Origin of the sequence: Kitasatospora sp. NPDC127121 (genome assembly GCF_042677305.1) — a bacterium.
Taxonomy (GTDB): Bacteria; Actinomycetota; Actinomycetes; order Streptomycetales; family Streptomycetaceae; genus Kitasatospora.
In genome coordinates, this window is record NZ_JBHXTQ010000019.1 from 77,409 (window position 1) to 103,409 (window position 26,001).

The window sequence follows — 26,001 nt, forward strand, 5'->3', positions numbered from 1 at the left end:
CCGATCGGTCCAAGATGCGGGTAGGCTCGCCACAGACGTGGGACAGCAGAGAAGCAGGAGAGGTGCACGCCGTGTCCGGCCGGAAGCAGTTCGATATCAGCGCGGCACTGGACCAGGCCATGCAGGTGTTCTGGCAGCGCGGGTACGCCGACGCCTCACTCGATGCCCTCGGTTCGGCCACCGGCCTGGGCCGCGGCTCCCTCTACGGCGCCTTCGGCAACAAGGACGCCCTCTTCGGCCAGTGCCTCGACCGCTACGCGTCCATCTACGGCACGCAGTACGAGCAGGCGCTCGCGGCGCACCCCGGTGATCCGGTGCGCGCGGTCGAGGCGTTCCTCGGCGTCGTCCTGGACCGCATCGCCGACCCGTCGGTCCCTGCGGGGTGCCTCATCGCCCAGTCCGCCGCACAGTCGCCGACGCTGAAGGAGGAGAACAACGCGCAGGTGCGCCGTCTGCTCGACGCGCAGCGCCAACGGGTGCGCACAGCACTGGCGGACTCCTCGGCCGACCCCCGGACGCTCGACGAGCTCGCCGTATTCGTCGTCGCCGTCAACCAGTCGCTGGCCGTACTGAGCCGGGCAGGCACCCCCGACGCCGAACTGCGCTCCGTGGCCCGGCTCGCCTGCACGACGGTGGCCGACACCCTCGCCCGGTCGGCGCCCGAGGACCTCGCCCGCGGCTGACCAGCGCGCAGGACGAATGCAACACCCCCACCATCGACTTCCCGACGCTACGACGGCCCGGTCACGGGCCCGGCCGCGCGGCAAACACGGCGTCGAACTGACCGAGCTCTACCGGGCATTGGAGAAGCATCATGCACCCCTGCGCAGCGCCTGAGGCCCGGACGAGGCGGGCGTTGTGGGCGGCGTGGGCGGCCCCGGTGCTGGTCAACGTCACGCTGGGGTTCGCCGCCATGGTCCCGCTGATGTTCACGCTGGTGTTCTTCCTCAACTACCCCCTGGTCTGGCTCGGGCTCGGGCATCGCGAACCCACCGAGAACGACGGCCCGATGGTGTGGGTGGTGGCCGGCGTCGTCGTCTGGACGGTCTTCGGCCTGCTGTGGTGGCTGGTCAACCTCGGGCTCCGCAGCCTGACCGGCCTACGGGGCCGGCGTTACTGGTGGGTGAGTGCCGGACTGCTCCTGGTACCCACGCTCGTCTTCTCCCCGTTGCCCGCCGGCCCCTGGACCGTGCTGCGCTGGCTGGCCTGACCGGCCCATCCCCGGCCACTCCCCCAACCGCACCGGCACCTGTGCCCGGGCCGCAGCCGATGGCCTTGCAGGACCTCCTCAACTGGCAGGGCGTCCAAGGGCCGTGGTCCTGGCGCCCCGCCACCCACCCTGCGGGCTGACTTGATCGTCCTCGAAGCCACCGGGGGGACCCCGGCCGAGGAAAACTCAGCGGCGCGACGGAGGGCACCGAACGGCTCTGCGCGTTCGGCCAGCGGGGCCCTGTGCTGTGGGCCCCGCCGGACGACCTGTTAGTGAGGAAGGGGTCAGAGGACGCCGACCGACTTCCAGGCGTTGTTGACGGCGTCCAGTTCGGTCCCAGTGCCGTAGAGGTCCTCGGCGATGGTCGCGGTCAGTTTGGCGAAGTCGGCGAACGTGGCGTCGGCGGCGAGCTTGCCGCCGGTCGCGGCGTCGTACCAGATCCGGCCGGCCTTCTCCCAGGCGTTTCCGCCGATGGCGGTGGCCGTGAGGTAGAAGGCGTGGTTGGGGATGCCCGAGTTGATGTGCACCCCACCGTTGTCCTGCTGGGTCTCGATGTAGCCGCCCATGTGGGCCTGCTGGGGGTCCTTGCCCAGCCGGGGATCGTCGTAGGCGGTGCCGGGTGCGGCCAGCGAGCGCAGCGCCTTGGCCTTGAGACCAGGGGAGAGCATTCCGGCGCCGAGGAGCCAGTTGGCCCGGTCGGCGCTCTGGCCGAGCGAGTACTACTTGACGAGGGAGGCGAAGACGTCGCTGATGGACTCGGAGAGCGCCCCCGACTGACCGAAGTACATGAGCTGCGGGTTCAGGATCTGCCCGCTCACGCTGGGCGCGACGACGTCGAGGAGGTCGCGTGGACGCAGCTGGACGAACTCGCCGTCGCCGTCGCCGAGAACCAGCCGCCCGCCCTTCCAGAACACGTTGGCGAACTTGTCACCGTAGTGGACGGTCGCCCGAAGTGGGCCGCCCTCGCCGTCGAGGGAGTTCCTGCCGTACGCGGTGAGGAAGAAGTCGAAGGTGGTGCCGAGCGCGTCGTAGACGCTGTTGACCAGTTCGTCCTTGCTCGCAGCCTCGCCCTCGGAGCGCACCAGGGCGCCCGGGAGGCTCTCTTTGTTCCTGGCGTCGTAGATCTCACGGCGGGGCACGGGCGTGTCTTATGCATCCATGCAATCCAGTATGATCACCGGCCATCCCGGCTGCGGCGCTTTCAGCAGTTCCGAGCCGTTTCCTGAGTATTCGTGACAGATGCTGGGGCTAACTGCCCCTGAGCGACAGGCTCGGCGATCCCACCCGGAGGTCCCGCCGGACGGACAGATCCCGCGCTGGGGGAGACGCTCTGTCATCAGGCCGATCGGATCATGCCCCGACACTTGATTTCCGAGATCTCCGACAGCGTCAGGCACCAACGCCCGGACGTCACCGCCGATGCCAGCAGCACGATCTGGACCAGGCCGTTGCCCGGCACCCACCCCCGCCCCGCCGTCGGCGCCGGCCGGAGCGAGAGCGGCCGAGTCCAGGTCGCGCGGCGCTTCCACTGTGAGATCGCCGAACTGCGCGCGCCGACGGGGTGGTCGGCTGGCGACCGCCGAAGCGGGCCACGCGGTGGCGGCATCACCCCTCTGGGGAATCGCTCCTCCGAAGATCTGAAAACTTTATTGCGCAATTTTCCCTTCAGACCTACGGTCGGGACATGCAACCCGAGCGCGAGCCCGACCAGATCACCGACCTGTCCCGCTTGAAGGCGTTCACGAACCCGCTACGGATGCAGCTCTACCGGCTGCTGTACGCCGCAGGCACCGCGACCGCCTCCCAGCTCGCCGAACAGGTCGACGCGGCCCCGTCGCTGGTCAGCTACCACCTGCGCAAGCTGGCCGAACACGGTTTCGTGACCGCGGCGAGCGGCCGCAGTGCGGACGGCCGCGAACGGTGGTGGCAGGTGGCTTCCGAGGAGGGCTGGGGTTTTCAGGACTCGAACTTCGCGGGCACGCCCGAGGGAGCCGCCGCAGTCGGCGCGGTCACCCGCGGCATCGTCGAGACCCGGGCCTCCCAGTACCGCGCCTACCTGGACCAGGGCGCCGCCTGGGGCAAGGTGTGGACGGACTCTGCGTTCAGCTCCGAGTGGATGCTCGACCTGACGCCGGCCGAACTCGCCGAGCTTAACGGCGAACTCGTGGCGCTGGGGCGACGCTGGCGGGAGCGCGGCAAGGCCGCCAAGGCAGCCGGCGACACCGAGGACCGCGAGCACGTGTCCGTGCACCTCTACGGCTTCCCCTTCCGCCCCTGACGCCTCCTCCTCTGTGCCCCTTCCGCCTCTTCCCGTCCCGCACCTGACACGGATGTGTCCCGACCTGCTGGAGCCCATCATGGCCACCGCGGAGACAGCACCACCCGAGACGGCCCCGCCCGAAACGGCCCCGCCCGAACGCGTCGGCATCCCGGCCTTCCGTGACGGCAACATGCTGCGCTGGCTCGCCGCGTACACCGCCTCGCTCGTCGGCGACAGCGTGTACTTCGTCGCCCTCGGCTGGTCCGCCCAGAAGGCAGGCGGCCCGACCGAGGTGGGCCTCGTCATGGCCGCCGGGGCGCTCCCGCGGGCGCTGCTCATGCTCGGCGGGGGCGTGCTGGCCGACCGGACCGACCCCCGTCGGGTGATCCTCGGCAGCGACGCCCTGCGCTGCCTGCTCATCCTCGCGGTGGCCGCCGGCATCTCGCTGACCGCGCCGGTCCTGTGGGTCCTGGTCGCGGTGGCGCTCGTCTTCGGCGCCGTGGACGCGCTGTTCATCCCCGCCGTCGGGGCCCTCCCGCCGCGGATCACCGGCCCCGACCAGCTTGCCCGCGTCACCGGTCTGCGGTCCCTGTCGATGCGCCTCGGCCAGATCGCGGGCCCGCCGATCGGCGGCCTCGCCATGGGCCTCGGCGGTGCGGCCGCCGCCTTCGCCACCGCCGGCCTGCTCTTCGCCCTCTCCCTGCCGCTTCTGCTGACGGTACGAATACGTCCCCTCGGAACACGCGGCGAGGACGCTCCGCAACCCGGCAGCGCGCGCACCGATCTCCTCGACGGGCTGCGCTACATCCGCCGCCACCGCCTCATCGGCCCGCTCGTCGCCGCCGGAGCCGTCTGCGAACTCGGCCTCACCGGCACCCTCAACGTCGGCATGGTGCTGCTCAACGCCGAACGCGGCTGGGGGCCTTCCGGCTACGGGTGGATCGTCGGTTCCTTCGGCGCCGGAGCGGCGGTCAGCGCCGCGCTGCTCGCCGTCGTCGGGTGGCTGCCGCGCGCGGGCCTCGTGTTGGCCGCGACACTGCTCGTGGGCTGCACGGGAGCGGCCGCCATGGCACTGGTCCCGACCTTGTGGACCGCCGCGGTGCTGGCCGCAGTTGTCGGCTTGAGCCTGGGCGTCTCCGGCGCCCTGGACAACGCCCTCATCCAGGCCGCCGCGGACCCCGCCTATCTCGGCCGGGTCACCTCCGTCGTCATGCTCACCATGGTCGGTCTCGCGCCCCTGTGTTACCCGCTGGTCGGCGCCGCCATCGGCACCTGGGGCGCCGCACCGGTGTTCCTCGGCTGTGGCGCCGTCGCCGGCCTGGGCGCGGCCCTCGCCCTGGCCTCCGCCCCGGTCAGGCACGCCGAACTGCCCCGACGGCACCAGGTGTGACCGGCCGGGCAGCGACCCACTCACGTCACCTGCGGCGCCACTGACGGCACTGCCCTCCGGGCACCGTGGACGGCTTCGCGAAGGCCTCCGCTATCGGGAGCCATTCGTAGGCGACTTCCAGCCGACAGGCTCCGAACTTCTCGTGTAGGCAGCGGAGTTCGGCCGGTGTCCGGCACCGCACTCGCCACGGTCATGTCGCGTCCGATGACCAGACACCTGCAACTGGCTTTCACGGCGGGCCTCGTGCGGGATGTGATGACACACCGCATCGCGGGCTCTTCAACCAGGTAGTGGGCAACACCGAAGACCGGCCCGCCCAGTTCAGTTGTTGGGTTCCCGACGCCCGAGCGGGACTCTCACAAAGGGCTTGTCGTTCAACCGAGTTCCGTTCATTCGGCGAGATCTACGTTCAACTACCCTGACACAAAAGCGAATTGGCGACCTGACTGGTTCGACGTGGTCGCGGTCGTCGTGGTGCAGCATCGCCTGGGTGACGGCATGGAGCCAGGTGGCAAGGCTCGGCCAGCCGGTGAAGTGGGCGGAGTCGTCGTGGGCGGCCCTTCCGAGGTGGTTGTGCCACAGGCCGGGCCCGACGTCGATGAAGTGCTCGTCGCCGTCGCGGCCGGCGAACGGGACCCACGGCGCTCCCCACCACGGGTCGTCCCGCTGGTCCGGATCATCGGTGCCCCAGATCCTCATCCGCATGGTGCGGATCTCGACGATCCCCTCCGTGGAGTACAGGGGCCGCACGGAAGGACAGCGATGTAGGCGTCGTCTCCGTCATGGCATAGCAGCGACGCGCGCAGATCAGCGGGGATCCCGAGCTCGTGCCGCTCCTCGGTGCGCCCGACGGCTTCGGGCGATGCGGGCGAACGAAGCTCGGCAGGCTGGCCGGTACGTTCTTCGCCAGCCAAGCGTCGATGAGGTTCCAGGACTCGGTCACCGACTCACAGAGTCCCGTGACACCACGACGACGGGAGTCATCCCCGCGCACCGGGCTCCCGTCCGCGCGAGGCGTCCGGCTCTGGTGGACGACGCTCCGCCACTCCCCCAGGCCGCGTCCTGCCCTCTCCCCCACATCCGGACTCGTCGGGTCGATCACCTGACACGTCGCGAAGTCTCGACCGTCGACGTGGCTCACCTCGGCCACCGCGTCCGCACCACTCATCCGGACGACCGCCTCCTCTCTTGTGTGTGCGAACTAAATATCGAAGGGCTCGGGCGCTACCGGAAGGCTACGGGTCGACATACCTAGCACCACGTCGTCCGAGAACAGCGCTGTATCGGGATTTGTTTATTAGGGGTCTTCTGATGTCTTTTGTGTTCAGGCCCTTGAACGTGAAGTGGCCTACGGCATGAAAATCGCCTCTGACCGCTGAGGAGTCGGCTTCCGAGGCCTCGAAGAGGCCACTCGCTCTCACACCCACGCCGGACGGGTGCCGAACATCGCGCTCGCTTCTCCTTCCGCCGGAAGCCTGCCCCCGGCTCCGCCGTCTCCTGGCCGGCCAGCTCGACCTCAGGCGTACCGCAGCTCGCCGCGGCAGCGCGGCAAGTTGGACCTTCACCCTCTGCCCTTCCCCTCCGGTCCTCCGCCTCACGGTAGGCCAGGGTTCGTGGCAGCACCGAGATACCGGCCGTCGGCGCCATCGCCAGGCTGGCCACGGCTGCCGCCGCCGTCGGAAAGCCCGTCACGAGGCATCGCTTCAGTGGCTACGGCGATGACGAGCACTACTTCGCCGGGGAGCTGGCCTTCGCCGACGCGAATGCAATCCTCGCCATGCTGCGGGAGCTGTGCCCGCACCCAGCTGACGGAGCTGCCTGCCGGTGCAAATACGGAGTCTGGCGTACCGGCTCATACCTCTGCCACGGCCGGGCGAGCCGGCACTGATGCGGAAGGCAACGCAGAGCCCTGTGGCTGCACTGCCCGGGTTGGGACGACATCGCGACGGGCCTGACCGAACGGGCCCACGTCCTGAAATCGAACCGACCCTCGACCTGGGCCACAGGCGGATCTAGGACACCGAGCCGATTTGACCGTGCGCTCGACCTCGTTCCGGCGCTTGTACATCTCCTTGTCGAAGCCCGGCCAATCTCCTCAGCTGCCTCGTCGCCGACGGTTGGCCCGCTGATCCTGCTTCTCCGGAATGGTGTGCTTGAATCTGGCGCCTTCGCAGGTAGCGACAGTTGCCGCGGCAGTCGGGGGTGTGCGCGGATGACCATGCCGGGGCCCTTGACCCCAATGCGTTCGACGACCGGCATCAGCTGTGGCCCGCTGCCCCACTGGCCGGGTTCTCTCCGAGGTATGAGCCGTACGGTCGAGATCGGGAGGTGGCGGTCCTGTCCCGGTGAGCACTTCCGGGACCATCGGTCCGGTCGGATACGAGCTGCTGGTTCGATCGTGAAGGCAGAGGCACCGTAGAGCAGGTCAAACGGCGGACGTAGAGGTGGCGAACTCGACGCCGCCGTGGATGTCCAGAGCATCGCTTTGGCCGATGGCGCATCGGATTTTCCGCGGAAAATTCAGAGTCCCTCGACGAAGGCCCATGGATCGGCCGTCCCCGGCATCGTCCGTTGCCAGCCTCTTTCGTTGCCATTGCCGTGGGCACGATGGATGTCCGTCGAGAACTATGGCCGGCCTTCACGGAGAAGCTCGGAAGAGCCAGCCCGGACGGCATGGATCGGCGGCACGGAAGCCCCTTGATGAGCCGGAACCCGAACCCGAACCCGGGTCCGAGTCGTGGCTGTGCAGCACGTGAGCGTGCGCTTGCCAGTCGGCTGGTCCGGATGCTGATGCTGCTCCCCCATCGAAGCCCTCGAATTTTCTGCGGAAAATCCGTCGGCTGACTGCTAGACAGATCGGGCTCCGATTGGCGTGAGCGCTGTGTGCCGGTTCCCAGCAAGCGGCCCCCCACCCTCGCGACACAGGAATTGCCGACGGCTTCGACTCCCCTGCGGCCTCCTACGGGGGAGCGCCTATCACGGCAAGTCGGGGTGGTCCTCTCCCCCACTGAGGCACGCTGTGAAAGTGATCAAGCCGATCGCCTGATACGTCACAACCCCTGGATGACTTCGCCCAGGTCCGGACCGTAGGCGACCCAGCAGATGACTGAGCCGTCGGAGTCGAGCTCGCCCATGTACCAGTCGTCGTCCGCTCGCACGAGGCACAGGCCGTGGAGGGACAGGATGACGTCGGGTCGGAGTGAGACATAGTCCGCGCGGCCGTGCTCCTCGACCACGACCAGTCGTTCGAGGGTGAGCAAGGCGGCTTCAGGATCCTCTGATGCGGAGCGCACTCGCTCGATCGTCCAGCCGTCGGGCAGTCCATCGTTCACCGCCACATGATCGCAGCGGGGGCGTTTCGCAGCTACTCGGATATGGCGGCGATCAACACGGTTGCCTCGTAGCGGACAGCCAACTCGTCGTACCCCGTCGCCGCCGCCGAGCTTCTTTCGGCTACGGATCTGGTAGGTCTTCTCCAGGATGGTGCGACGGATGCCGCGCCTGCACAGGTAGGCCGGTTCGCCGGAGTCGTAGAGCCTGTCGACGCGGGCCGTGGCAGGACGCGTACCCAGTCATCCGCTACCGAGGCGAAGACCAACAGCGGCTCTGCCCCTGCCCGACCGCCGCCGAATTTTCTGCGGAAAATCACCGAGCCGCGACCCCCTGGCCCCGGACACAGCCATGCCGTCCAAAGCTCGCTGCGCGACGACTACCCATCTGCTTATGCCAAGCGCAGGAGCGCTCACCGCACAGGTTCTGGTAGGCGACGCCGATGGACACTGCCACGATGACGAACATTCATCGTGGGCCACACCCATCCAGTCCGAGGTAGACGCGCTGTTCCTCCATGCTGAATCAGTCACCTCAACAGCTCCCCCACACACGACTGAGCCCCCGTCACAGCTGCAGGCCAATGATGCGACTCGCAGGCCCGCCCCACACGGTCCGGCCGAGCAAGCCCACAGGATCGTTCGCCAGCCGGCCGGGTGCCAGTCCCTTCGGACTGCAGTGGACCGCGCTACGAAATTTTCCGCAGAAAATTCGGCGGACCTCAGGTAGGGCGCTGGGGTGGCCCGGGGAATTGCTGGGTTCTCCCTGATGACGCGACGCGCCCTCCGAGGCTCGCTGCGCGACGATTGCCTGCCAGCGCCAAGCGAAGAAGCGCCATCTGGTAGACGACGCCGACGGGCGCTGCAGAATGACGACCGTCCATCCCGAGCCATACCCGTCCAGGTCGAGACAGACGCGCCATCTACTTCAGGCTGGATCAGTCGCCTCAACGACTCCCCCACACGTGGCTGAGTGCCCATCACGACCGCAGGCCGATGGTACGGCTCCACCAGAAAGAACCGACAGGTCTGCCCGGGATCGCCCGCAGGGTCGTTCGCCAGCCGGCCGAGTACCGCTCTCTTCGGATCGCGGTGGACCAGGAAGCCGGACTACAGAACCGCGTCGCGAAATTTTCCGCAGAAAATTCGGGGCCTCAGAAAGGACACCGGGACGGCCTGGGGGATTGATCGACTCCCCGTGATGACGTCACACGCCGTCCGGACCCCACTCCAACGGCGTGTGTCCGCCGTGCTGTGCCAACGGCAGAGAGCGTGCGAATCCACCAGACCGATGACAGCCAGGACACACAGCTGCTCTGCCCATCATCCGCTGGCGGGGGAAGGAGCGGCAGAAGCTTCTGCCCCACGACTGTCCTGAGCATGGAGAATTTTCTGCGGAAAATCGCCTACTCCGAGCTCACTGCCCGGCGATTGCCCACCGCACTGGCTCTGGTAGGCCGCGACGGCGGGCGCTGCCAGGATGACGACCATCCATCCTGAACCGCGCCCGTCCAGGTCGGAACACACATCCCGTTTCCTCGCCACCGAACCGGCAGCCTCGACAGTTCCCTCACACACAGCTGAGCCCCACCACAACCGCAAGCCGATACCGGGACCCTCCGTCGGAAAGGACCGACACGGTCTGCTCGGGCTCGCCCTCGGGGTCGTTCGCCAGCTAGCCGAGTGCCGCTCCCTTCAGACCGCCATGGACCAGACAGCCGGACTGCTGAACCACACCACGAAATTTTCTGCAGAAAATTCGGGGGTCTCAAAGAGAACACCGGGACGACCCGGGGGACTGACAGGTTCCCCGTGATGACGTCACACGCCGTCCGGACCCCACTCCAACGGCGCGTGTCCGCCGTGCTGTGCCAACGGCAGAAAGCGCGCGAATCCACCAGACCGATGACCCCCAGGACACACAGCTGCTCTGCCCATCATCCGCCGCCGGGGCAAGAAGCGGCAGAAGCTTCTGCCCCTTGGCTGCTGCCCTGGACATGGAGAATTTTCTGCGGAAAATCGCCTGCTCCGAACTCACTGCGCAGCGATTGCCCGCAGGCCCGCGCCGAGGGCAGGAGCGCCCACCGCACTGGTTCTGGTAGGCGACGACGGCGGGCGCTGCCAGGATGACGACCATCCGTCCTGAACCGCGCCATCCGGGTCGAGATAGACATCCCGTTTCCTCCTCCGCCAAACCGGCCGCTTCGACAGCCCGGACTGCTGAACCGCATCTCGGAATTTTCCGCAGAAAATTCGGAGCCTCAGAGAGGACACCGGGACGGCCCGGGGGATTGATCGGCTTCCCGTGACTCACTCCGCACGGCCCGCCGGATGCTCATCACCACGAGCCCCCGCCTCGCCCGCGCCGTCGAGAACGACTGCCCCAGGCCGTGTCAGTCGACCTGATCCACTGCGGCCGAAGCACGACCGAAGGTCCGCCAGCGGGCCTCCGATTCCGCAGCGCCCAGTCCGAAGGCGCAGAATTTTCCGCAGAAAATTCAGCGGTGGAGAGCTGAGCCAGCGGGGGAGCGGCAGCCCGATCCAGATGACACGTCAGCCCCACCCGCTCACTGCCTCCTGAATTTTCCGCGGAAAATTCAGGAGGCAGCAAATGGTCGATCAAAGTCGGCAGCTTCGGTTCGGTGGGCCGTCAGGTTCAGCGAACCTGTCGACGCGGTGCCGTACTCGCTGCCACGATGTCCCGATGTCCTCCTCTCTTCTCGCGGAACCGTGGCTGCGAGGCGTCGCGGCCAACCGGGCTGCGCCGTCCGAGGTTCTGCTGCGTCTACTGGCCCCGCAGGGGCGGGCAGCCTGGATGGCCCTCTGCCAGGAACGTACCCTTCCCCCAGAGGTCGTCGAGGCGGTGCTCGCACACCCCGAGCAGACGGTCCGCCGCGCCTTCGCCCGCAACCGGCACGCTGCTCCCGAACAGCGCGGCCGGCTGGTCGACGACCCCGATGCCTTCGTCCGCGCGAGCCTTACCGCAGGTCCGCGTCCGCGCCTGAGCAGGGCCGAGCCGTTGCCCGACGACGTCCTGGAAATCCTGCTGACCACCCGCGACGAACACCATCGGGACCAGTTGCTCAGCGCGGACGAGATCCGGCAGGAGCTGGCGTTCTCCGGGCAGATCCGTGCATCGTTCCACCGCAGGATGCTCGCCCACCCGAACCCCGTACTTCGGGCCCAGGCCGCCGGCCTGTGGCTGTGGCTGACTCCTGGCCAACGCGACGCGCTCCTGGCCGACCCGGATCCCACCGTCGCGGAGGCCGCCCGTGACCACCGCCGGATCCTGGACCCGGCGGCGATGGAAGCGGAGCTGCCGGAACGCGACTGCCACGCCCGGAATCTTCTGCTCATCAGCTACGCCGTCTCCCACGCCGTGGCCGAGCAGTGCCTCGCCGAACGGCGCGACTTGTGGTCGCTTGCCCGCAACCCCCACACGCCCGGCGACATCGTCGCCCGCCTCGCCCACGACCCCGATCCGGACGTGCGCAAGCAGGTGGCCGCCAGAGCCGACCTGGACCCGCCACTCCTGGCGGAACTGGCCCAGGACCCGGACAGCGCCGTACGGGCCCGGGCCCAGCTGCACCCACTGCCGCGGACCTGGCCGCAGCGCGCCGCCATCGACCGGGTCTTCGGCCACGCCGTCGAGAACGTCGGTGCTGTCGGCGAGATGTTCGTCGAGCCGGGGACGAGCTGGTACGAGGCGTGCGCCGCGTCCGCGGATCCTCAGCTGCGCCGAGTCGCCGCGACCTGCCCCCTGCTGTCGGCGGAGCTGGTGCACCGTCTGGCCGAGGACGCCGACGCGGACGTGCGCCATCTGTTGGCCTTCAACCACCCGCTGGCACCGCCCGCACTCGTTCTCGACGCCTTCATCGCCGCACCGCGCCAGCGGCCCTACCTGCTCACGCTGCCCCGTCTACCCCGCACCGGCCTGGACCACCTGCTCGACCACGACGACCCGGACGTCCGCGCTCTGGCCGCCTCCGACGCTGGCCTGGCCCAGCCGCCCGTCCACCTGCTCGCCGACCCCGAACCCAGCGTCCGTCAAGCCGCGGCAGCCAATCCGCGCCTTCCCCTCGACCTGGTCTCGGCCCTGCTGAACGACCCGGAGCACGCGGAAGGAGCCGCAGCCAATCCGAATCTGGCCGCTGACCGCCTCCACGAGTTGCTCGACCTCTGCGAACTGCCCGGAGCCGCAACCCGGTGAGGCGCCGACGGCCGCAAGGTTTCAGTGGCCGCTCCCGATGCTCATGAGGCGGAGTAGCAGCATTGCGGCAGCGTCCGAACTACGTGCCGTCGCCTTAGGCGAACGCGTGGGCGACGAGCGAACTGGCGTGCCCATGGCCAAGTCCATAGCCGGGGGCGGCGGCCCGGGGGCGCCCGGCTAGGCTGAAGCGGCACGTCAACGGCCGTGGGAGGCCGGGGACGGTCCTGAACGAGGGGGAGCATGAGCGAGCTCGACGACCTGCGGATGCGCCTGGCGGCACTGGAGACGGAGGTCGACCGGCTTCGGAAGGAGTCCGCCGCGTCGCGCACGGGGGCGGCGATGGCCGGCCGGGGCGGTGCGAAGGCAGCGAGAGCCGCGAAGTCACATACGTCGCCGCGCGACCGCGCCCAGGTGGAGGACGAAACCAGCACGGGGGAGAGGCCGGGGGAGAGGGAGGCCGAGACTGGTCAGGCGATGACCTGTCTCGCCGAGGCGCTCGGTGTCCTGGGCGCCGGCCGGGTCCGCCAGGTCGAGGTCCCGCAGACCCAAGTCCTCCGGGCCCGAGTCCTCCAGAGCGAAACCCTACGGATCCAAACGCCGCAGGCCGAAAAGCCGCAGGCCGAAGGCCGGCAGACCGAGGTTCCTCAGGCCCTCACCCCAGCCCTGGAGCCCCAGGACCGCACGCCCCCGCAGCACGGCCGGTTCCTGGACAGCCTCCTGGCGGGGCAGTCGGCCCTCTTCGAGGAGCAGCGCCGCCCGGACGCCGAGCCGTAACCGCCGGAGCCGGACGAGCAACAGCAGCTGCCGTCTGATCAAAACGGCGTGGGTGCGAGTGCACCCACGCCGATACGGTCACGCCTTCGGAAGCGTTATCCCCAGTTCGAGCATCGCCGGCGAGGCCGGGCCGCCCTCGGAGCGCTCGGTCTTGTACCCCTTGACGCCGGGGGCGACGGTGCGCGGGTCGACGGCCTCGGAGGGGGCGCCGGTGGAGTAGAGGCCCTCGGGGTCCTGGTCGCGGTCGTGCGGGAGGAGCCAGAAGACGCGGCGGCGGAAGGTGCCGGAGGCCCGGGAGGATCTGGCGTCGGGGCCGAGGATGGCGTAGCCGACCATGCGGCCGTCGCGGTGGTAGGCGGGGCGGCCGCGGCGGGTGGTGAGACGGTCCAGGGACTGGCGCACGTAGTCGAGGTCGGTGGTGTCCTCAAGCCAGACGAGATCGGTTTCGTGGGCGAGCTCGGCCGGGTCGATCAGCGCGCTCACGCGTTCTGCTCCTCTGTGTCGTCGGTGATCAGGCCGATGCCCGGGTAGTACTTGCGACTGTTGGACAGGACCATCTCCTTGGGGGAGGTCATACCCAGTGTCTCGCGAACTCGTGCAGCGAACGCACGACCGGATACGGGATTGGCGCCTTCGAAGCCGCACCAGCGGGTGTACGCGCCGAAGAGCTGGGACTGTTCGGCGCGCATGCCCTCGCCTGTGATGCAGGCCTCCTTGAGGAAGCGGCCGACGTGGTCCTCGGTCTCGGCGTAGGCGGTGGTGGCGACCTGGACGCGCTGGGGGCCGGCGAGGTCCTTCTCGCCGGCGAAGTAGCGGCGGGCGCCGTCGATGAGCCAGGCGAGGATGCCGGGGCCCTCCTCGGCAACGAGGACGTGGGCCAGGTTGTCGATCTTACGTTCCTCGGGGACGACCCGTTCGAACGGGATCAGGCGCATGCGGCGCCAGAAGGCGAAGCCGCCGGTGCCGACCTCGGGGCGGTGGTTGCCGAGCAGCCAGAGCTTGTGGGTCGGTTCGAAGGAGAAGAAGTCCTGGCGCATCCGGCGGGCCTTGATCTTGTCGCCGCCGGTGAGGAGCTTGACCCGGGCCTCGTCGAAGCGGTCGCCGGGCTTGAGCTCGGAGCAGACGATGATGCGTCGGCCATGGAGTTCGGCGAGGTCGGTGGGGTGCCCGTCGAAGGTCTTGGCCATCAGGAAGCCGGGCGGGGCGGCGTCCGCGTAGTCGCCGAGGAGCTGGATCATGACGTCCAGCAGGACGCTCTTGCCGTTCTTGCCCTGGCCGTAGAGGAACGGCATGACCTGGGCACCGACGTCGCCGCTGATCGAGTAGCCGAGCAGCAGGTGGAGGAAGTCCCGGGTCTGCCGGCCTTCCTTGTCGTCGCCGAAGGTGTCGGTGAGGAAGCGGTCCCAGCGCGGGGTCCGCATCCGGGCGGGGGCCAGGGTGGTGGAGCGGGAGTGGTGGTGGACCTTCGGGTCGGGCGGGACGATGGCGCCGGTGCGCAGGTCGACCACGCCGCCGGGGGTGCACAGGGCGTAGGCGTCGGCGTCCAGCAGGGCGGCGTTGAGGACCATGCCCGGGGCGGACTTGGCCTGGGCGAGCATGGCATTCATGCCCGAGGTGGAGAGGGCCCGGCGGCGGTGCCGACGCAGATCGGTGTTGGTATAGACGCCGCGGGGGTCGTGGGTGGCGATGCTCTCGGCCATCTCGCCGGCTGCCCACAGGACGGTGTCGTCCTCGTCGAGCTGCCAGCGATGCGCCGCCCAGCGATACCAGCCGAGGCCGGGGACGTGGCGGTAGTCGCCTCCGTAGAGGTGGACGAAGAGCTTGGCGTTGCCCCGGTCGGACAGTGAGTCGGGCAGGAGACCGTGCGCGCTCGCCTCCGGCCCGGCCGCGGCCTGCTTGGTCTCCTGAACAGGCTCGGGGGCCGGCGCGGGTTCGGCGGACGGGGTGTCGAGAAGGCTCTCCTGGACGGGGGTGCCGTGCCAGGGGGGCGGGGAGGCTGGGCCGGGGACCGGCGGGTACTCCAGGATCTGCTGGGCCGTGGCCACGGGATCGAAGACCGTCCTCTTGCGGGTGCTGTCGTTCATCCGCGTGCCTTCCCGACGTGCAGGGGCTGTCGGGCGCCGGCGGCGAGGCCGGAGCGGATGACGGCGGAGCTTTGCCTGTCCTGGCTGGGGCGGGCCGTGCGGGCCGCGTCCAGCAGGAGCCGCTCGGCGGCGGTGTGGGTCAGGTGACCGGCGGAGACCAAGCCTCCCATCGTGTAGGCGGCGCGATTGAGTTTGCCGGTGAAACCGGCCCCCTCGGGGGTGGTGGCACAGTCGGTGACGTCCTGGAGGACGGTGTCGAGGACTCGCTCGGCCCCGCGCTTGCCGCCGCCTGCCGCGACGACGGCCGCGCGGCCACGGTCGGGGACGGACGGCTGGGCGGGGCGCTGGGTGCTGGGCTGGTCCTTGAGATGGCCGGTGCGGACGAGTTCGTCGCTGAGCCACTGGGGCAGGGGCGCGGGGGTCCTTGCCCCGGGGAGCGCGGTGTAGGTACCGGCGGTGGTCACGGTGCCGGGGGCGACGATGTAGCCGCCGTGGGCGCGCACGTCGACCTGCCAGGCCAGGGCCCGGCCGTTGGAGGAGCCGGTGGAGCAGGCGAACCGGCGGGGGGCATCCTCCTGGTACCAGATGTGCAGGCCACCGGAGGGGGTGCGCACGCGCAGGGTTTCCGTGTCGGTCGCCGGGTCAGGAGCCTGGCGCAGGGCCGCGAGCAGAGCAAGGGTGTGGTAGCCGTTCTCAAGGCCGTCGAGGTTGACGTTCTCGTGGATCGGGATTCCGGGCAGGATCCGGTCCCGGGCGGGGACGGTGCTGGGGTGGCTGTCGACGTCGATGACGACGAGACCCGCCGGGCCACAGGCGACCCCGGTACCGAAGTCCGGGTTGACACGCCACCAGGCGGTGAGGATGTCCTGGTCGAGAGTGGCCGCGTGGAAGCCGTGGCACCAGCGACCGGCCGCAGGGCACGGGCAGTCGGCGGGACTGTGAGCCGGCTCCTGGCAGGGCTGGCAGTTGGCGGGCGGGGTCTTGCGGCCTGGTGCGAGCGGGTGGACGGGCCAACCCTGGACGGCGCACCAGCGCGCGACGGCCAGCGCATCCGGCTGGCGAAACGCTCGGTCGCTCCCCACGGCCTTAGGCGCCGTCACGCTGGTCCCTCTCCCCATGGTTGGTAGCTGCTCGGACTTGAGTCGCTCGTTCAGTCGCTGAGGGCAAATAGCCAGGTCAGGGCACTGGTGGGCGCCGGATCAGCGACTGAAGCGACCGAAGTCCAGAAGATAGCTCACACAGACTATCCGAGCGAGGACGTGGGAACGCGAACTGCCGGAGTCGGCGGCGAAACTCAGCTACCGAAACCCGGGCCAGCGACTGACCCCGTTCAGTCGCTGGTTTCGGTCTTCCGGCATTTTCGCAGGTCAAAGCCGGTTTTAACAGCAAACAGCGACTGAAGCGACTGTAGCCCGGGTCTATAACGCGCACACGCACAGGGGAATGTCTTCATATACCTGACCTTGAGTCGCTTCGGTCGCTGAAGGGGTGGGTGAACCTGCCCTGACCTGGGGTTTTTCCCAGCGACTGAACCTCAGCGACTGAAAGCGACTGAGTCTCTCGGGCACTGTCCCCCGGCGTGTCGCCGGACCAGGTTCTCGTGCAAGTCCCCAACTTGGGTCGCTTGGGTCGCTTCAGTAGCTCCGCCGCAGGGCCTGGAGAGCAGCTTCGCTGCTGTGACCTGGGACTATGTCCGCAGGAGCGATCAGTGCCTGAACACTTCCAGCACTGAGTCGCTGAGTCGCTTCGGTCGCCGCTGCCCTCCGAGGACAGTGTCGTTGCCCTGTTGTCCCGGTACGTACGGCCTTTTGTGGCACCGGATCCGGGTCAGTCGCTGGAGGCCTGAGCCGGCGGAGAGCCCGTAGCTCCAGGACGTGACTGGGCAGGGCAGCTACTGAAGCGACCCAAGCGACCGAGACTCCGACTTGGTCGAGAAAGCAACGGGCCGAGGCTCCGTCGGTCGACGGCCGAGTCGGTCGCTCAGGACGTGCCGGAGCCCGCCGGGGTGGTCCGTGTTGCCCGACACGCCGTTCTCAAGCTTGTAGCGGGGTGTACCCCGAACTACGATTCGCCGTTATGAAGCAGCTGAACGTGCGACTGGACGACGCCGTGCACGAGGCGCTGGAGCAGCGGGCGGAGGCAGCCGGGCTGAGCCTGACGGACTATGCGCGCAAGGTGTTGGCCGAGGAGGCGGACGAGCGGCGCGAACGGTTCCTGACAGCCGCGGCGCACTTCGCGCCGACGTGGGCGCCGGCCTTCGAGGCCGAGTTCGGGCCCTACCCGCAGAGCACTCGCGGCGCCGCAGCGGATGCCGCGTGATCCTCCGCATAGACCGGGCGTGGCTGCTTGACATCGCCCACCAGTTCCTGCCCGCCGATCCGGACATCACCGACTACGGCACCCTCGCCGCAGCGGTCGCCCGTCATCTCGACGAGGTCATGGACGTGCCGGTGTACGGCGAGGTGCACCAGCGGGCCGCCGCTCTCATGCACCAGCTGATCCGCGTCCCGGCCCTGGAGTTCGCCAACGAGCACTTCGCCGCCGTCGTGGCCGCCTCCTACCTCAGCGCCTCCGGCGTCATCGTCACCGCGGAGCCCAAGCAGGCCGCCGACCTGGCCGCCCGCATCCGTACGGGGGACGCGGACGTCCGAGAGACGGCGGCGGCCGTCCGCACCTGGTACCGCTGACCCTGGTCGACGACCGGTCAGCCGGGATCTGGAAGGCGCCGGGCTCCCGGCACGGTCCTGCGGTCCTGCGGTTCCGGAGCACGACGGTCGGGCAGCCGGGGAGACCCCCGCGGCGCTGTCCGGTGACGAGTGGCGGTCACCGAGGGCACAGCCCCAGCAGCTACCGAAGGCACCGGACCGCGACTGTCAGACCGGTATGCCATCGTGTGTGGACGGGTGGCGCTCGCGGAGAGCCGCGCTGACGACGAACGAACGGGGGCCGCGATGACGGGCTGGGACGGTGTGACCTGGAACAGCTGGCGGGACCACGACGACATCCGTGCGCGGCTCGACGCAGGAGCCGACCCGGACACGTGGGGCGGGAGTCGCCGCCCCCTGCACCAGGCCGCGGGGTTCGGCTCGCCCGAGGTGGTGGCCGAACTGACGCGCCGGGTGTCGGACGTGGACGCGCTGGAGAACGGGACGACGGCCCTGTGGGAGGCCGTCATGGAGAACCGGCCGGACAACGCCCGGGCCCTCGTGGCCGCGGGCGCCGACACGTGGCGGCCCCAGCTCGGCGGCTGGTCGCCCGGCCGCATCGCCCTGGCCGGGCCGGTCCCCGATCTGTTCCCCGTGCCCGACGGACAAGCCGGCCTGACAGCGACCGAGCAGGCCACCGTCCGGCGCGGGCGGCAACTCGTCCAGGCCCTGGGCCGTTTCTTCTTCGAGGGCACCGGCCTCGCCTGCATCGCCGCCATCGACGCCGCCGAAGCGGTCCGCCGGCTGGACGCCACTCCGTTGGACGAGGAGTTCATGGAGGACTTCCTCGACGACCCGAACGAGTACGACATGGACGAGGGCCTGCTCATCGCCGGTGTCACGACCGTGCCCGGCGGATGCATCGTCACCCAGCCCTGGGGCTACACGCCGTCCACCCCGGGCGCGATGGCCCGACTGACCGCCGGCACGGTCGGCTACGGCCTGTACGCCAACCCCAAGAGCGGCAACCAGGGCAGCATCGTCCGTGACGGCACCGTCGAAGCCTGGGACCTCCACCCCGGTGGCGCCCCCCTCCCGAACCACACCCCTGACGAGGTCCTGACCGGCTACCTCTACCACCACCACGCCGTCGCCCAGGCCTGCGCCTTCGCGGGCCTGCGCCCCACCGACGCCCGCGCCGTCACCGGCCCCGCCGACAGCTGGATACGACTGCCCGACGTCGACTACTGGGAGCGGTGAGGGCACTGACCCGTCCGTAGGCCCGGGCTGGGCTGGGCGGGTGGCGTCCGAGGGCTCACCGGTGTGGTGACAAGCCGTGACGGTAGGCGGTGGCGGGAGGCTGGTGCCCCGTTGGCGGACGAGGAGAGCCTGTGAGTGGGCACAGCCCTGGAGGTGACCGCGGCCCCGTGTCCATGGGCACGGGCGGGGGACGGACGGCCGGTGATGCCGGTGTGCTGGGGACGGCGCTCGGCGTGGTGCTGGCGTTCTCGCTCGCGCAGGGGTCATGGCAGTGGTTCTCCACCTATCTCGGGGTGACGCTGCTCGCGGTGGTCCTGTCGTTCGGCCGTGCGCCGCTGCCGGCGCCGGGTCGACGGGCTGCCTACGGCCGGAGCCTGGTGGCGTACTCGCTGGTCGTGGGGCTGTGCGTGGCGCTGGCGCTGGCTCCGGCACTTCAGCGCTGGGACTGGCTGTTCCCCATGCCGGGGACGCGCAGCGGGTGCGTCGAGGCCGGCCGCTACGAGGTCCTGCGGACGCAGGCCGCGCTGGGGGACCTGGCCGGGCGTGCCGGTGACGCGTTGGGGTACGTGCAGCGGGAGCAGAGCCGCCAGGCCGTCGACGTCTGCCTGGCGGCGACGACGACGCGTTGGCTGCCGGTGTACGCGCTGGGGGCGGCCCTGCTGGTGGGCGCGGGCTCGTGGGCGTGGGCGCGGTTCCGGGCGCGGAGCACGGCGGCGGGGTCTGGCTGAGCCGGTTCCGGGCTCAGGTGCCGGGGGTGAGGAGGGCCAGTAGCTGGTTCGCCACCGCGTCCGCGTCCGGCCCGGCCGCGTAGACGTAGTTGTCGGGGCGCACGGCGGCAGCGGTGGCGCCGAGGTCGGACAGCCAGCGACGGTGGGTGCCGTCCGGGTCGGCGACGACGGTTCCGGCAGCTCCTAGGGCAGCGGCTCCTGTGGCAGCGGCTCCTGTGGCGGTGGGGCCTGTGGGGGTGGGGCCGAAGCCGACGACCGTGACGCCCAAATCGCTCAGCGGGGCCCGGTTCAGGAGGGGAAGGGCCTGCTCGGCGACCAGCAGCCGGAAGCCACCTCCGCCGACGATGTCGTCGAGCAGGCCCGTCCGCCGGCCGTCGCTCACCCGGCCCTGGACCGACAGTCGGCCTCCGCCGGAGGCGAACAGGCCGGGACCGAGGTCGGGCAGCCGGATCCGGTCCGGCTCCCGGAGCGCGCGTCGGTGGGCCATCAGCGTGCGGTCGCGTTCGCGGGCGAGCACCGGGTCCCGCAGGGTGTGCTGGCGGCCGAGTTCCATGCTCGTGGCCGTCACGCCGCGCACGTGCGGCTCCCGCTCGCTCTGGTAGGTGTCGAGCACCTCGGCGCCCCGGACTCCGCGCAGCACGAGATCCAGCTTGAAGGCGATGTTGAGTGCGTCCCGTATCCCCGAGCAGAGTCCTTGCCCCAGGAAGGGCGGCATCTGGTGTGCGGCGTCGCCCGCGAGCAGGACCCGGCCGTCCCGCCAGCGCCTCGCGACCAGCGACTGGAAGGTGTAGGTGGCGGTGCGGGCGATGTCGGCGTCGTCGCGGGACAGGTAGCGGCCTACGCGGGACCACACGCCGTCCGCCGCACGTTCCCGCTCGAGGTCGTCGTCATCGTCGAGCAGGAAGCAGAAGCGTTGGCGTTCGGCACCGGTGGTGATGACGGTGGTGGGCCCCTCGGGATCGCCGATCTGCAGCATCGACGGCAGCCCCAGCTCGGCCGCAGGGCGCCGCAGGGTGAAGTCGCAGACCAGCCAGGGTTCGGAGAAGCCGAGGTCGTCCTGCTCGACGCCGAGGGCGTTCCGCACGAAGCTGTTCCCGCCGTCGCAGCCGATCACGTAGCGCGCCGCGAAGGTCGCACCGTCCGACGTGTTCAGGGTGACCTGGTCACGGCCTTGGGACAGGCCGGTGACCGTGGTGCCGAAACGGAGGTCGACGTTCGGCATCGAGGTGCACAACGAGTGCAGCGCCGTCTCCAGGTCGGGCTGGTGGAACTTGTAGAGGTCGGCCCAACCGCTGGCGCCGACGGTGCGGAACACCTGTCGGATGAGGAGGTCACCCGCCCCGTTGCGCCACTCGTACGCGTCCTGTGTGCGCAGGGTGGGCGCCAGTTCGTCGACGAGTCCCAGTCCTTGCAGTGCGCGCATGATCTCGCCGTCGAAGCTGGCGGCCCGGGGGAGGCCGTACAGGCCGGGGTAGCGTTCGAGCACCACGACCGAGTGCCCGGCCTTGCCCAGCAGGGCCGCGAGCGTCATGCCGACCGGCCCGCAGCCGACTACGGCGATTTCGGCGATTTCGGCGGATTCGGCGGATTCGGCGGATTCGGCGGATTCGGCGGATTCGGCGGATTCGGTGGCTTCACTAGGGGACGGCGTCCGGTTCTCAGGGTGCCTGGTGTTCGGCATGTCCGCAGCTCCTCGTGGACGGGACGGAGGGTGTGGTGGCCACGACGTCAGTTTCGAACGCCCCTGACACGATGTCTAATGCATGCTTTGCACAGGGAGTTTGCGTCAGACGCAAACGAAGGGGGCGTCCGTGGCCGACCAGTTGGACCTCAACCTCTTACGCGTGTTCGACGCGTTGATGGACACCGGCAGCGTGTCCGCGGCCGCGACGCGCCTTCATCTGTCCATTCCGGCCACCAGCAGGGCCCTGGGCCGGCTGCGACGGGCGATGAACGACCAGATCCTGGTGCGCGCCGGCCGGGGCCTCGTGCCCACCCCGTTCGCCCAGCGGTCGGCCGCCAGGGTCAAGGCGCTGCTGGAGGCCGCGGCCGAACTCCGGGTGGATGCTGCGGGAAGCGACCCGCGATCGTGGCGGCGCACCTTCGCCATCCGGGTCAACGACGGACTCAGCCCCGTGCTCGCACCCCGCCTCACGCACCGGATCGCCGCCGAGGCACCCGAGGTCCGCCTGCGGTTCGTCGCCCAGGACTCCAAGGAACCCGACCGGCTACGCGACGGCTCGCTCGACCTCGACATCGGCGTCGCCGACCCGCCCCCTCCGGACGTGCGCGCGCGAACGCTGTTCTCCGACCACTTCGTCGCCGTGGTGGCGGCGAACTCCGCCCTGGGCCAGGCAGCACGGCTGACGGTGGACGACCTGTGTGCCCACCCGCACATCTCCGCGTCCCGTCGAGGCCTCGCGCACGGGCCGCTGGACGAGGCACTTCACCGCCTGGGCCGCTCCCGGCACGTCGTCGCCGTGGTTCCCTCCTTCGCGGTGGCAGCGCTGATGGCGCTGGAGGGGGACGTCATCTGCCTCGGCCCCCGGGTGGTGGCGGAGCACCTCGTCGAACGACAGGTGCCCCTCCGGTGGTACAAGGTGCCGCTGGAGATGCCGGCGGCCGACATCGAACTGCGCTGGCACCGCCGACTCGACGACGATCCCGCGTCCCGGTGGCTCCGCCGCCACGTGCTGGAAGCCGTCCGACCGCTCGCCGCCACGCTGCACTGAACCGGACGTGAGAACCGCGTCGCCGCCCGGAGACCACCGCATCGTCCCGGCCGTCAACGAACGGCTGTGACCAACTACTGCGGGGCAGCCGGCCGTTGCGCGGGTGAGCCGCAGGAAGACATCGCCGCGCGGTCGGACGCACTGCGGAGAACACAGAATTCATTGCCCTCAGGGTCCGCGAGGACGGCCCAGCCGGCACCATCGGGTTCCCGGCGGTCGTCGACGAGGGCGGCCCCGAGGTTCAGCAGCCGCTCGACCTCCTCCTCGCGCGTGGTCTCCGGACGCAGGCACAGGTGGACCCTGTTCTTGATCATCTTCGGTTCCGGCACCTGGTGGAAGTACAACAGCTGGCCCGCCGGCAGCATCACCGCAGTCTCCGGATCACCCGGGCCATCCTCCGGGTGCAGCGGATGACCGAGCACCTCACTCCAGAACCGAGCCAGCCCGTAGGCATCCGCACAGTCGATCGCCACGTTCTGCAACACCGAGACCATGCACGCGAGCCTGCCCGAAGCACCGCTCGGTCCGCTACCGAATTGCGGCCGGACAGTACCGACTGGGCAGCACCGGCGCTTTCGCCACGAGCCCCGGCTCGGCTCACCCGGGACTTCGCCGCGCTACTGCGCGCGGAGCGATTCGCCGAGACCGCGGAACTGTTCGCACCGCCCCTGCGCGCTGCCGTATCCGCCGAAGTGCTGCGGCTCGCCTGGGCGGCCGAGGCCGCGGGACGGGGAGGGGTCAGGGCGATCGGGGAGCCGGTGAGCGAGCCCGGAGAAGCCGACCCGGTGCGCGTCCGAATCCCGGTGACCTGCGCGGACGGCAGCTTCACCGTGGTCACGTCGGTCGGCGCCGACGGCCTGCTGCACGGTCTGCGGCTCGCCCAGGACGACGGCGCCGAATGGCAGCCGCCGCCCTACGCGGACCAGGCCCGGTTCACCGAACGGGAAGTCCGGCTCGGCGCCGGTCCGCTCGCCGTACCCGGCACGCTGAGCCTGCCCGCCGGCCCCGGCCCGTGGCCCGCCGTCGTGCTGCTCAGCGGCGGCGGCGCGTTCGACCGGGACGAGAGCATCGGCCCCAACAAGCCGCTCAAGGACCTCGCCTGGGGGCTCGCCAGCCGACAGGTGGCCGTGCTGCGCTTCGACAAGGCCACCTTCGCGCACCCGGACCACCTGCCCTCGGACTTCACCATGGCCGACGAGTACCTGCCGCCCGCGCTCGCCGCCGTCCAACTGCTCCGGCGACAGCCCGGGGTGGCCGCGGACCGGATCCACCTGCTCGGCCACAGCATGGGTGGCAAGGTGGCGCCGCGAATCGCCGCCGCCGACCCGTCGATCGCGGGACTGGTGCTGCTCGCCGCGGACGCCCAGCCGATGCACGAGGCGGCCGTCCGGGTGGCCCGCCACCTCGCGGCGCTCGCCCCCGGCCCGGGCATCGACGACGCGGTGGCGGCGCTGGCCCGGCAGGCCGCGCTGGTGGCCGGCCCCGAACTCATGCCCGACACACCGTCGGAGCTGCTGCCGTTCGGACTCTCCGCCGCCTACTGGCTCGACCTGCGCGCGTACGACCCGGTGGCCACGGCGGCCGCACTCGACCGCCCGATGCTGATCCTCCAGGGCGGCCGGGACTACCAGGTCACCGTCGCCGACGACCTGACGCGCTGGCAGGACGCCCTGGCGGACCGGCCCGAGGTGGCGATCAGGATCCACCAGGACGCCAACCACCTCTTCCTCCCCGGCACCGGCCGTGCCACCCCGGCCGAATACGCGCGACCGGGGCACGTGGAGCCGGCGGTGGTGGACGAGATCGCGACCTGGCTGGCGCGATGTCGGTAGGGGCGGGCCAGCGCGGCGGTGGCCTTCGCATCGACGTTCATCAAGCCACTGGTGGCTGTCGTAGGGCTGCTCGCTGTGGACGGTGCGTCCATGCAGCGCACTCCAGCACGACGACGGCACTCTCGACCGGGGCGGTCGTCCCATCCGTCGCGTTCCTCCGATCTCGGCGTCGATCTTCACGTAGAGTGCGGTCAAGCGGGTCTCCAAGTCGGGTGTCACAAACGGGTCTTGGGGCCTTCGTCGCATCCGTGCGCCCGAACTCCCGGCCCATCGATCGACAGAGCTCAGTCCCGCGTTGACCGAACGGAGCCCAAGCGCCATGCCGGACACCACCCCCGCCAGCCCTGGCCCTCGTGAGGTCCTGGCCCGCTACCAGCGGGCGATGCTCGACAAGTCAGCGGACGACCTGGCCGATCTTTACACCGTCGACGCCGTCCACGAGTTCCCGTTCCTCTTCCCCGGCATGCCGGCGCGCTACCAGGGGCGCGAAGAGGTCCGCGCGGGCTACCGGGCGGCCTGGGGCGCCAGCCCGGCGCAACCGCAGGAGATCCGCGAAGTCGCCGTGCACGAGAGCACCGACCCCGAGGTGATCACCGTCGAGCAGGTCGTCACCGGGACCGTGACCACAACCGGCCAGACCTTCAGCATTCCCGGCCTCCTGGTGATCCGGGTCCGCAACGGCCGGATCGTGCACGTCCGCGACTACATGGACGGGCTCGGCGTAGCCCACGCCATGGACCGACTGGCCGCCGTGGTCGCCAGCCTCGGCGACCGTCACTGAGAGCCTGACTTCGGACTTGTTCATCCAGGGACGGCTGCCCGGCTGCCCGCGCGGGCCGTCGAGGGGGGGCCGTCGCGTTCGCAGAAGAGGAAGTGCCAATTCCGCTCGTGTACGCGGGTGTTGGGAACTCCGAGGCATTGCCGACTGTTACAAGGCGGTGACGATCCGCTCACAACCGAAGTGTGGAGCGCGGCGTCCCTACAGATGACAGAGCCCGAATCGCGCCGACCGTGCTCTTCGGGCCGAGCAATCACCTCCCCTTGAAAGGGGCACCCGTGATCGTCTCCAAGCGGAACTCCCTGCGCCTGGCCGCCGTGACCACCGTCACCGTGCTCTCCCTCGGGCTGGCGGGCACCGCCGCCATGGCGGCCGCCCCGGCCGCCTACCCCACGTCCACCACGCAGCAGGCGACGGCGCAGCAGGCCGCCGCGCAGGCCGGCATCACCGCCAAGCCGTCCGTCACGTCCGTCCAGGCCTGGCAGCTGTTCCGGGTCAACGGCACCACCACCGGCCTCAAGGCGGGCACCAAGGTGACCCTGCAGCAGAAGCAGCACGGCAAGTGGGTCACCCTGCCGGCCTCCGTCCCCACCAACCACAACGGTTCCTACTCGCTCGGCGTGAAGCTCGGCATCAAGGGCCTGAACGAGCTGCGCATCGTCAGCGGAGACGTCGCCTCCCCCGTGTTCACCGTGACCGTGCGCTGACCCACGGCCCACGACCCCCGCCGTCGGGCGGTGCGGTGCCCGCTCCCGAGCGGCCACCGCAC

22 protein-coding genes and 2 pseudogenes are annotated in these 26,001 nt (G+C 70.0%); 14 read left to right on the forward strand and 10 right to left on the reverse strand.

The genetic code is table 11. From position 1 onward, the window contains the following. Positions 1-71 precede the first annotated feature (71 nt). Positions 72-683 carry a TetR/AcrR family transcriptional regulator gene (locus ACFVHI_RS12975; protein WP_380338585.1) on the forward strand — a complete coding sequence of 204 codons (612 nt, stop codon included), beginning with the start codon at positions 72-74 and terminating at the stop codon, positions 681-683. Between the two features lie 131 nt (positions 684-814). After that, the gene (locus tag ACFVHI_RS12980; RefSeq protein ID WP_380338587.1) at positions 815-1,210 is read left to right on the forward strand and encodes a hypothetical protein; all 396 of its coding nucleotides are present in this window, start codon (positions 815-817) and stop codon (positions 1,208-1,210) included. Between the two features lie 284 nt (positions 1,211-1,494). On the opposite strand, the pseudogene ACFVHI_RS12985 reads toward ACFVHI_RS12980, so the two are convergent. Next, a pseudogene (locus ACFVHI_RS12985) lies at positions 1,495-1,914 on the reverse strand (M4 family metallopeptidase); the annotation flags it as partial. A gap of 15 nt (positions 1,915-1,929) precedes the next feature. Then, complete coding sequence (locus ACFVHI_RS12990) at positions 1,930-2,349, reverse strand: hypothetical protein (protein ID WP_380338589.1); 420 nt, start codon at positions 2,347-2,349, stop codon at positions 1,930-1,932. Between the two features lie 545 nt (positions 2,350-2,894). On the opposite strand from ACFVHI_RS12990, the gene ACFVHI_RS12995 reads away from it, so the two are divergent. Then, entirely contained in the window at positions 2,895-3,488 is a 594-nt protein-coding gene (locus ACFVHI_RS12995) for a transcriptional regulator (protein ID WP_063352539.1), read from the forward strand. Between the two features lie 79 nt (positions 3,489-3,567). Next, a complete protein-coding gene (locus ACFVHI_RS13000; RefSeq protein ID WP_380338592.1) occupies positions 3,568-4,860 on the forward strand; it encodes an MFS transporter in 1,293 nt (430 codons plus the stop codon). 321 nt (positions 4,861-5,181) lie between these two features. On the opposite strand, the gene ACFVHI_RS13005 is transcribed toward ACFVHI_RS13000, so the two are convergent. The 3 genes and pseudogenes from ACFVHI_RS13005 to ACFVHI_RS13015 form a co-directional block, all read right to left on the reverse strand. Further along, on the reverse strand, positions 5,182-5,610 hold the full coding sequence (locus ACFVHI_RS13005; RefSeq protein ID WP_380338595.1) for a hypothetical protein: 429 nt from the start codon (positions 5,608-5,610) through the stop codon (positions 5,182-5,184). Between the two features lie 1,282 nt (positions 5,611-6,892). Beyond that, positions 6,893-7,149: pseudogene (locus ACFVHI_RS13010) on the reverse strand (IS5/IS1182 family transposase); the annotation flags it as partial. A gap of 761 nt (positions 7,150-7,910) precedes the next feature. After that, positions 7,911-8,192 (reverse strand): hypothetical protein, encoded by a 282-nt coding sequence (locus ACFVHI_RS13015; RefSeq protein ID WP_063352811.1) that lies wholly within the window; start codon positions 8,190-8,192, stop codon positions 7,911-7,913. A 2,701-nt stretch (positions 8,193-10,893) separates the two neighbouring features. On the opposite strand from ACFVHI_RS13015, the gene ACFVHI_RS13020 reads away from it, so the two are divergent. Continuing rightward, the gene (locus ACFVHI_RS13020) at positions 10,894-12,399 is read left to right on the forward strand and encodes a hypothetical protein (protein WP_380338598.1); all 1,506 of its coding nucleotides are present in this window, start codon (positions 10,894-10,896) and stop codon (positions 12,397-12,399) included. A gap of 240 nt (positions 12,400-12,639) precedes the next feature. Beyond that, positions 12,640-13,173: a hypothetical protein gene (locus ACFVHI_RS13025; protein ID WP_380338601.1), complete on the forward strand. Its 534-nt coding sequence runs from the start codon at positions 12,640-12,642 to the stop codon at positions 13,171-13,173. A 78-nt stretch (positions 13,174-13,251) separates the two neighbouring features. On the opposite strand, the gene ACFVHI_RS13030 is transcribed toward ACFVHI_RS13025, so the two are convergent. The 3 genes from ACFVHI_RS13030 to ACFVHI_RS13040 are packed head-to-tail and all read right to left on the reverse strand — an operon-like array spanning position 13,252 to position 16,339. Next, entirely contained in the window at positions 13,252-13,656 is a 405-nt protein-coding gene (locus tag ACFVHI_RS13030; RefSeq protein WP_063352543.1) for a DUF6009 family protein, read from the reverse strand. Further along, positions 13,653-15,257 carry a phage/plasmid primase, P4 family gene (locus ACFVHI_RS13035; protein WP_380338604.1) on the reverse strand — a complete coding sequence of 535 codons (1,605 nt, stop codon included), beginning with the start codon at positions 15,255-15,257 and terminating at the stop codon, positions 13,653-13,655. Before ACFVHI_RS13035 ends, ACFVHI_RS13030 begins: the two co-directional genes overlap by 4 nt. Then, the gene (locus ACFVHI_RS13040; protein WP_244293829.1) at positions 15,254-16,339 is read right to left on the reverse strand and encodes a bifunctional DNA primase/polymerase; all 1,086 of its coding nucleotides are present in this window, start codon (positions 16,337-16,339) and stop codon (positions 15,254-15,256) included. The genes ACFVHI_RS13035 and ACFVHI_RS13040 overlap by 4 nt, the downstream gene beginning before the upstream one ends. Positions 16,340-17,333: 994 nt before the next feature. Between ACFVHI_RS13040 and ACFVHI_RS13045 the strand changes: the two genes are divergently transcribed. The 4 genes from ACFVHI_RS13045 to ACFVHI_RS13060 all read left to right on the forward strand — a co-directional run bounded on the left by ACFVHI_RS13045 (position 17,334) and on the right by ACFVHI_RS13060 (position 19,890). Further along, on the forward strand, positions 17,334-17,576 hold the full coding sequence (locus ACFVHI_RS13045) for a plasmid mobilization protein (RefSeq protein ID WP_063352545.1): 243 nt from the start codon (positions 17,334-17,336) through the stop codon (positions 17,574-17,576). Continuing rightward, complete coding sequence (locus ACFVHI_RS13050) at positions 17,573-17,944, forward strand: fic family toxin-antitoxin system, toxin component (RefSeq protein ID WP_380338607.1); 372 nt, start codon at positions 17,573-17,575, stop codon at positions 17,942-17,944. Before ACFVHI_RS13045 ends, ACFVHI_RS13050 begins: the two co-directional genes overlap by 4 nt. A 264-nt stretch (positions 17,945-18,208) precedes the next feature. Continuing rightward, positions 18,209-19,162 (forward strand): ankyrin repeat domain-containing protein, encoded by a 954-nt coding sequence (locus ACFVHI_RS13055; RefSeq protein WP_380338610.1) that lies wholly within the window; start codon positions 18,209-18,211, stop codon positions 19,160-19,162. A gap of 173 nt (positions 19,163-19,335) precedes the next feature. Then, positions 19,336-19,890, forward strand: a complete 555-nt coding sequence (locus ACFVHI_RS13060) for a hypothetical protein (RefSeq protein WP_363374024.1) — start codon at positions 19,336-19,338, stop codon at positions 19,888-19,890. A 13-nt stretch (positions 19,891-19,903) separates the two neighbouring features. On the opposite strand, the gene ACFVHI_RS13065 is transcribed toward ACFVHI_RS13060, so the two are convergent. Beyond that, positions 19,904-21,571: a bifunctional 3-(3-hydroxy-phenyl)propionate/3-hydroxycinnamic acid hydroxylase gene (locus ACFVHI_RS13065; RefSeq protein ID WP_380338613.1), complete on the reverse strand. Its 1,668-nt coding sequence runs from the start codon at positions 21,569-21,571 to the stop codon at positions 19,904-19,906. A gap of 130 nt (positions 21,572-21,701) precedes the next feature. Between ACFVHI_RS13065 and ACFVHI_RS13070 the strand changes: the two genes are divergently transcribed. Then, a complete protein-coding gene (locus ACFVHI_RS13070; protein WP_380338616.1) occupies positions 21,702-22,622 on the forward strand; it encodes a LysR family transcriptional regulator in 921 nt (306 codons plus the stop codon). A gap of 74 nt (positions 22,623-22,696) precedes the next feature. Here ACFVHI_RS13070 and ACFVHI_RS13075 read toward each other — a convergent pair whose 3' ends face one another. Next, positions 22,697-23,116, reverse strand: a complete 420-nt coding sequence (locus ACFVHI_RS13075; RefSeq protein ID WP_380338618.1) for a VOC family protein — start codon at positions 23,114-23,116, stop codon at positions 22,697-22,699. A gap of 264 nt (positions 23,117-23,380) precedes the next feature. Here ACFVHI_RS13075 and ACFVHI_RS13080 point away from each other — a divergent pair, with 264 nt between their 5' ends. The 3 genes from ACFVHI_RS13080 to ACFVHI_RS13090 all read left to right on the forward strand — a co-directional run bounded on the left by ACFVHI_RS13080 (position 23,381) and on the right by ACFVHI_RS13090 (position 25,939). After that, positions 23,381-24,454 (forward strand): alpha/beta hydrolase family protein, encoded by a 1,074-nt coding sequence (locus ACFVHI_RS13080; protein WP_380338621.1) that lies wholly within the window; start codon positions 23,381-23,383, stop codon positions 24,452-24,454. 319 nt (positions 24,455-24,773) lie between these two features. Next, positions 24,774-25,235, forward strand: a complete 462-nt coding sequence (locus tag ACFVHI_RS13085; RefSeq protein ID WP_380338624.1) for a nuclear transport factor 2 family protein — start codon at positions 24,774-24,776, stop codon at positions 25,233-25,235. A gap of 275 nt (positions 25,236-25,510) precedes the next feature. Then, positions 25,511-25,939 (forward strand): hypothetical protein, encoded by a 429-nt coding sequence (locus ACFVHI_RS13090; RefSeq protein WP_380338627.1) that lies wholly within the window; start codon positions 25,511-25,513, stop codon positions 25,937-25,939. Positions 25,940-26,001 lie beyond the last annotated feature (62 nt).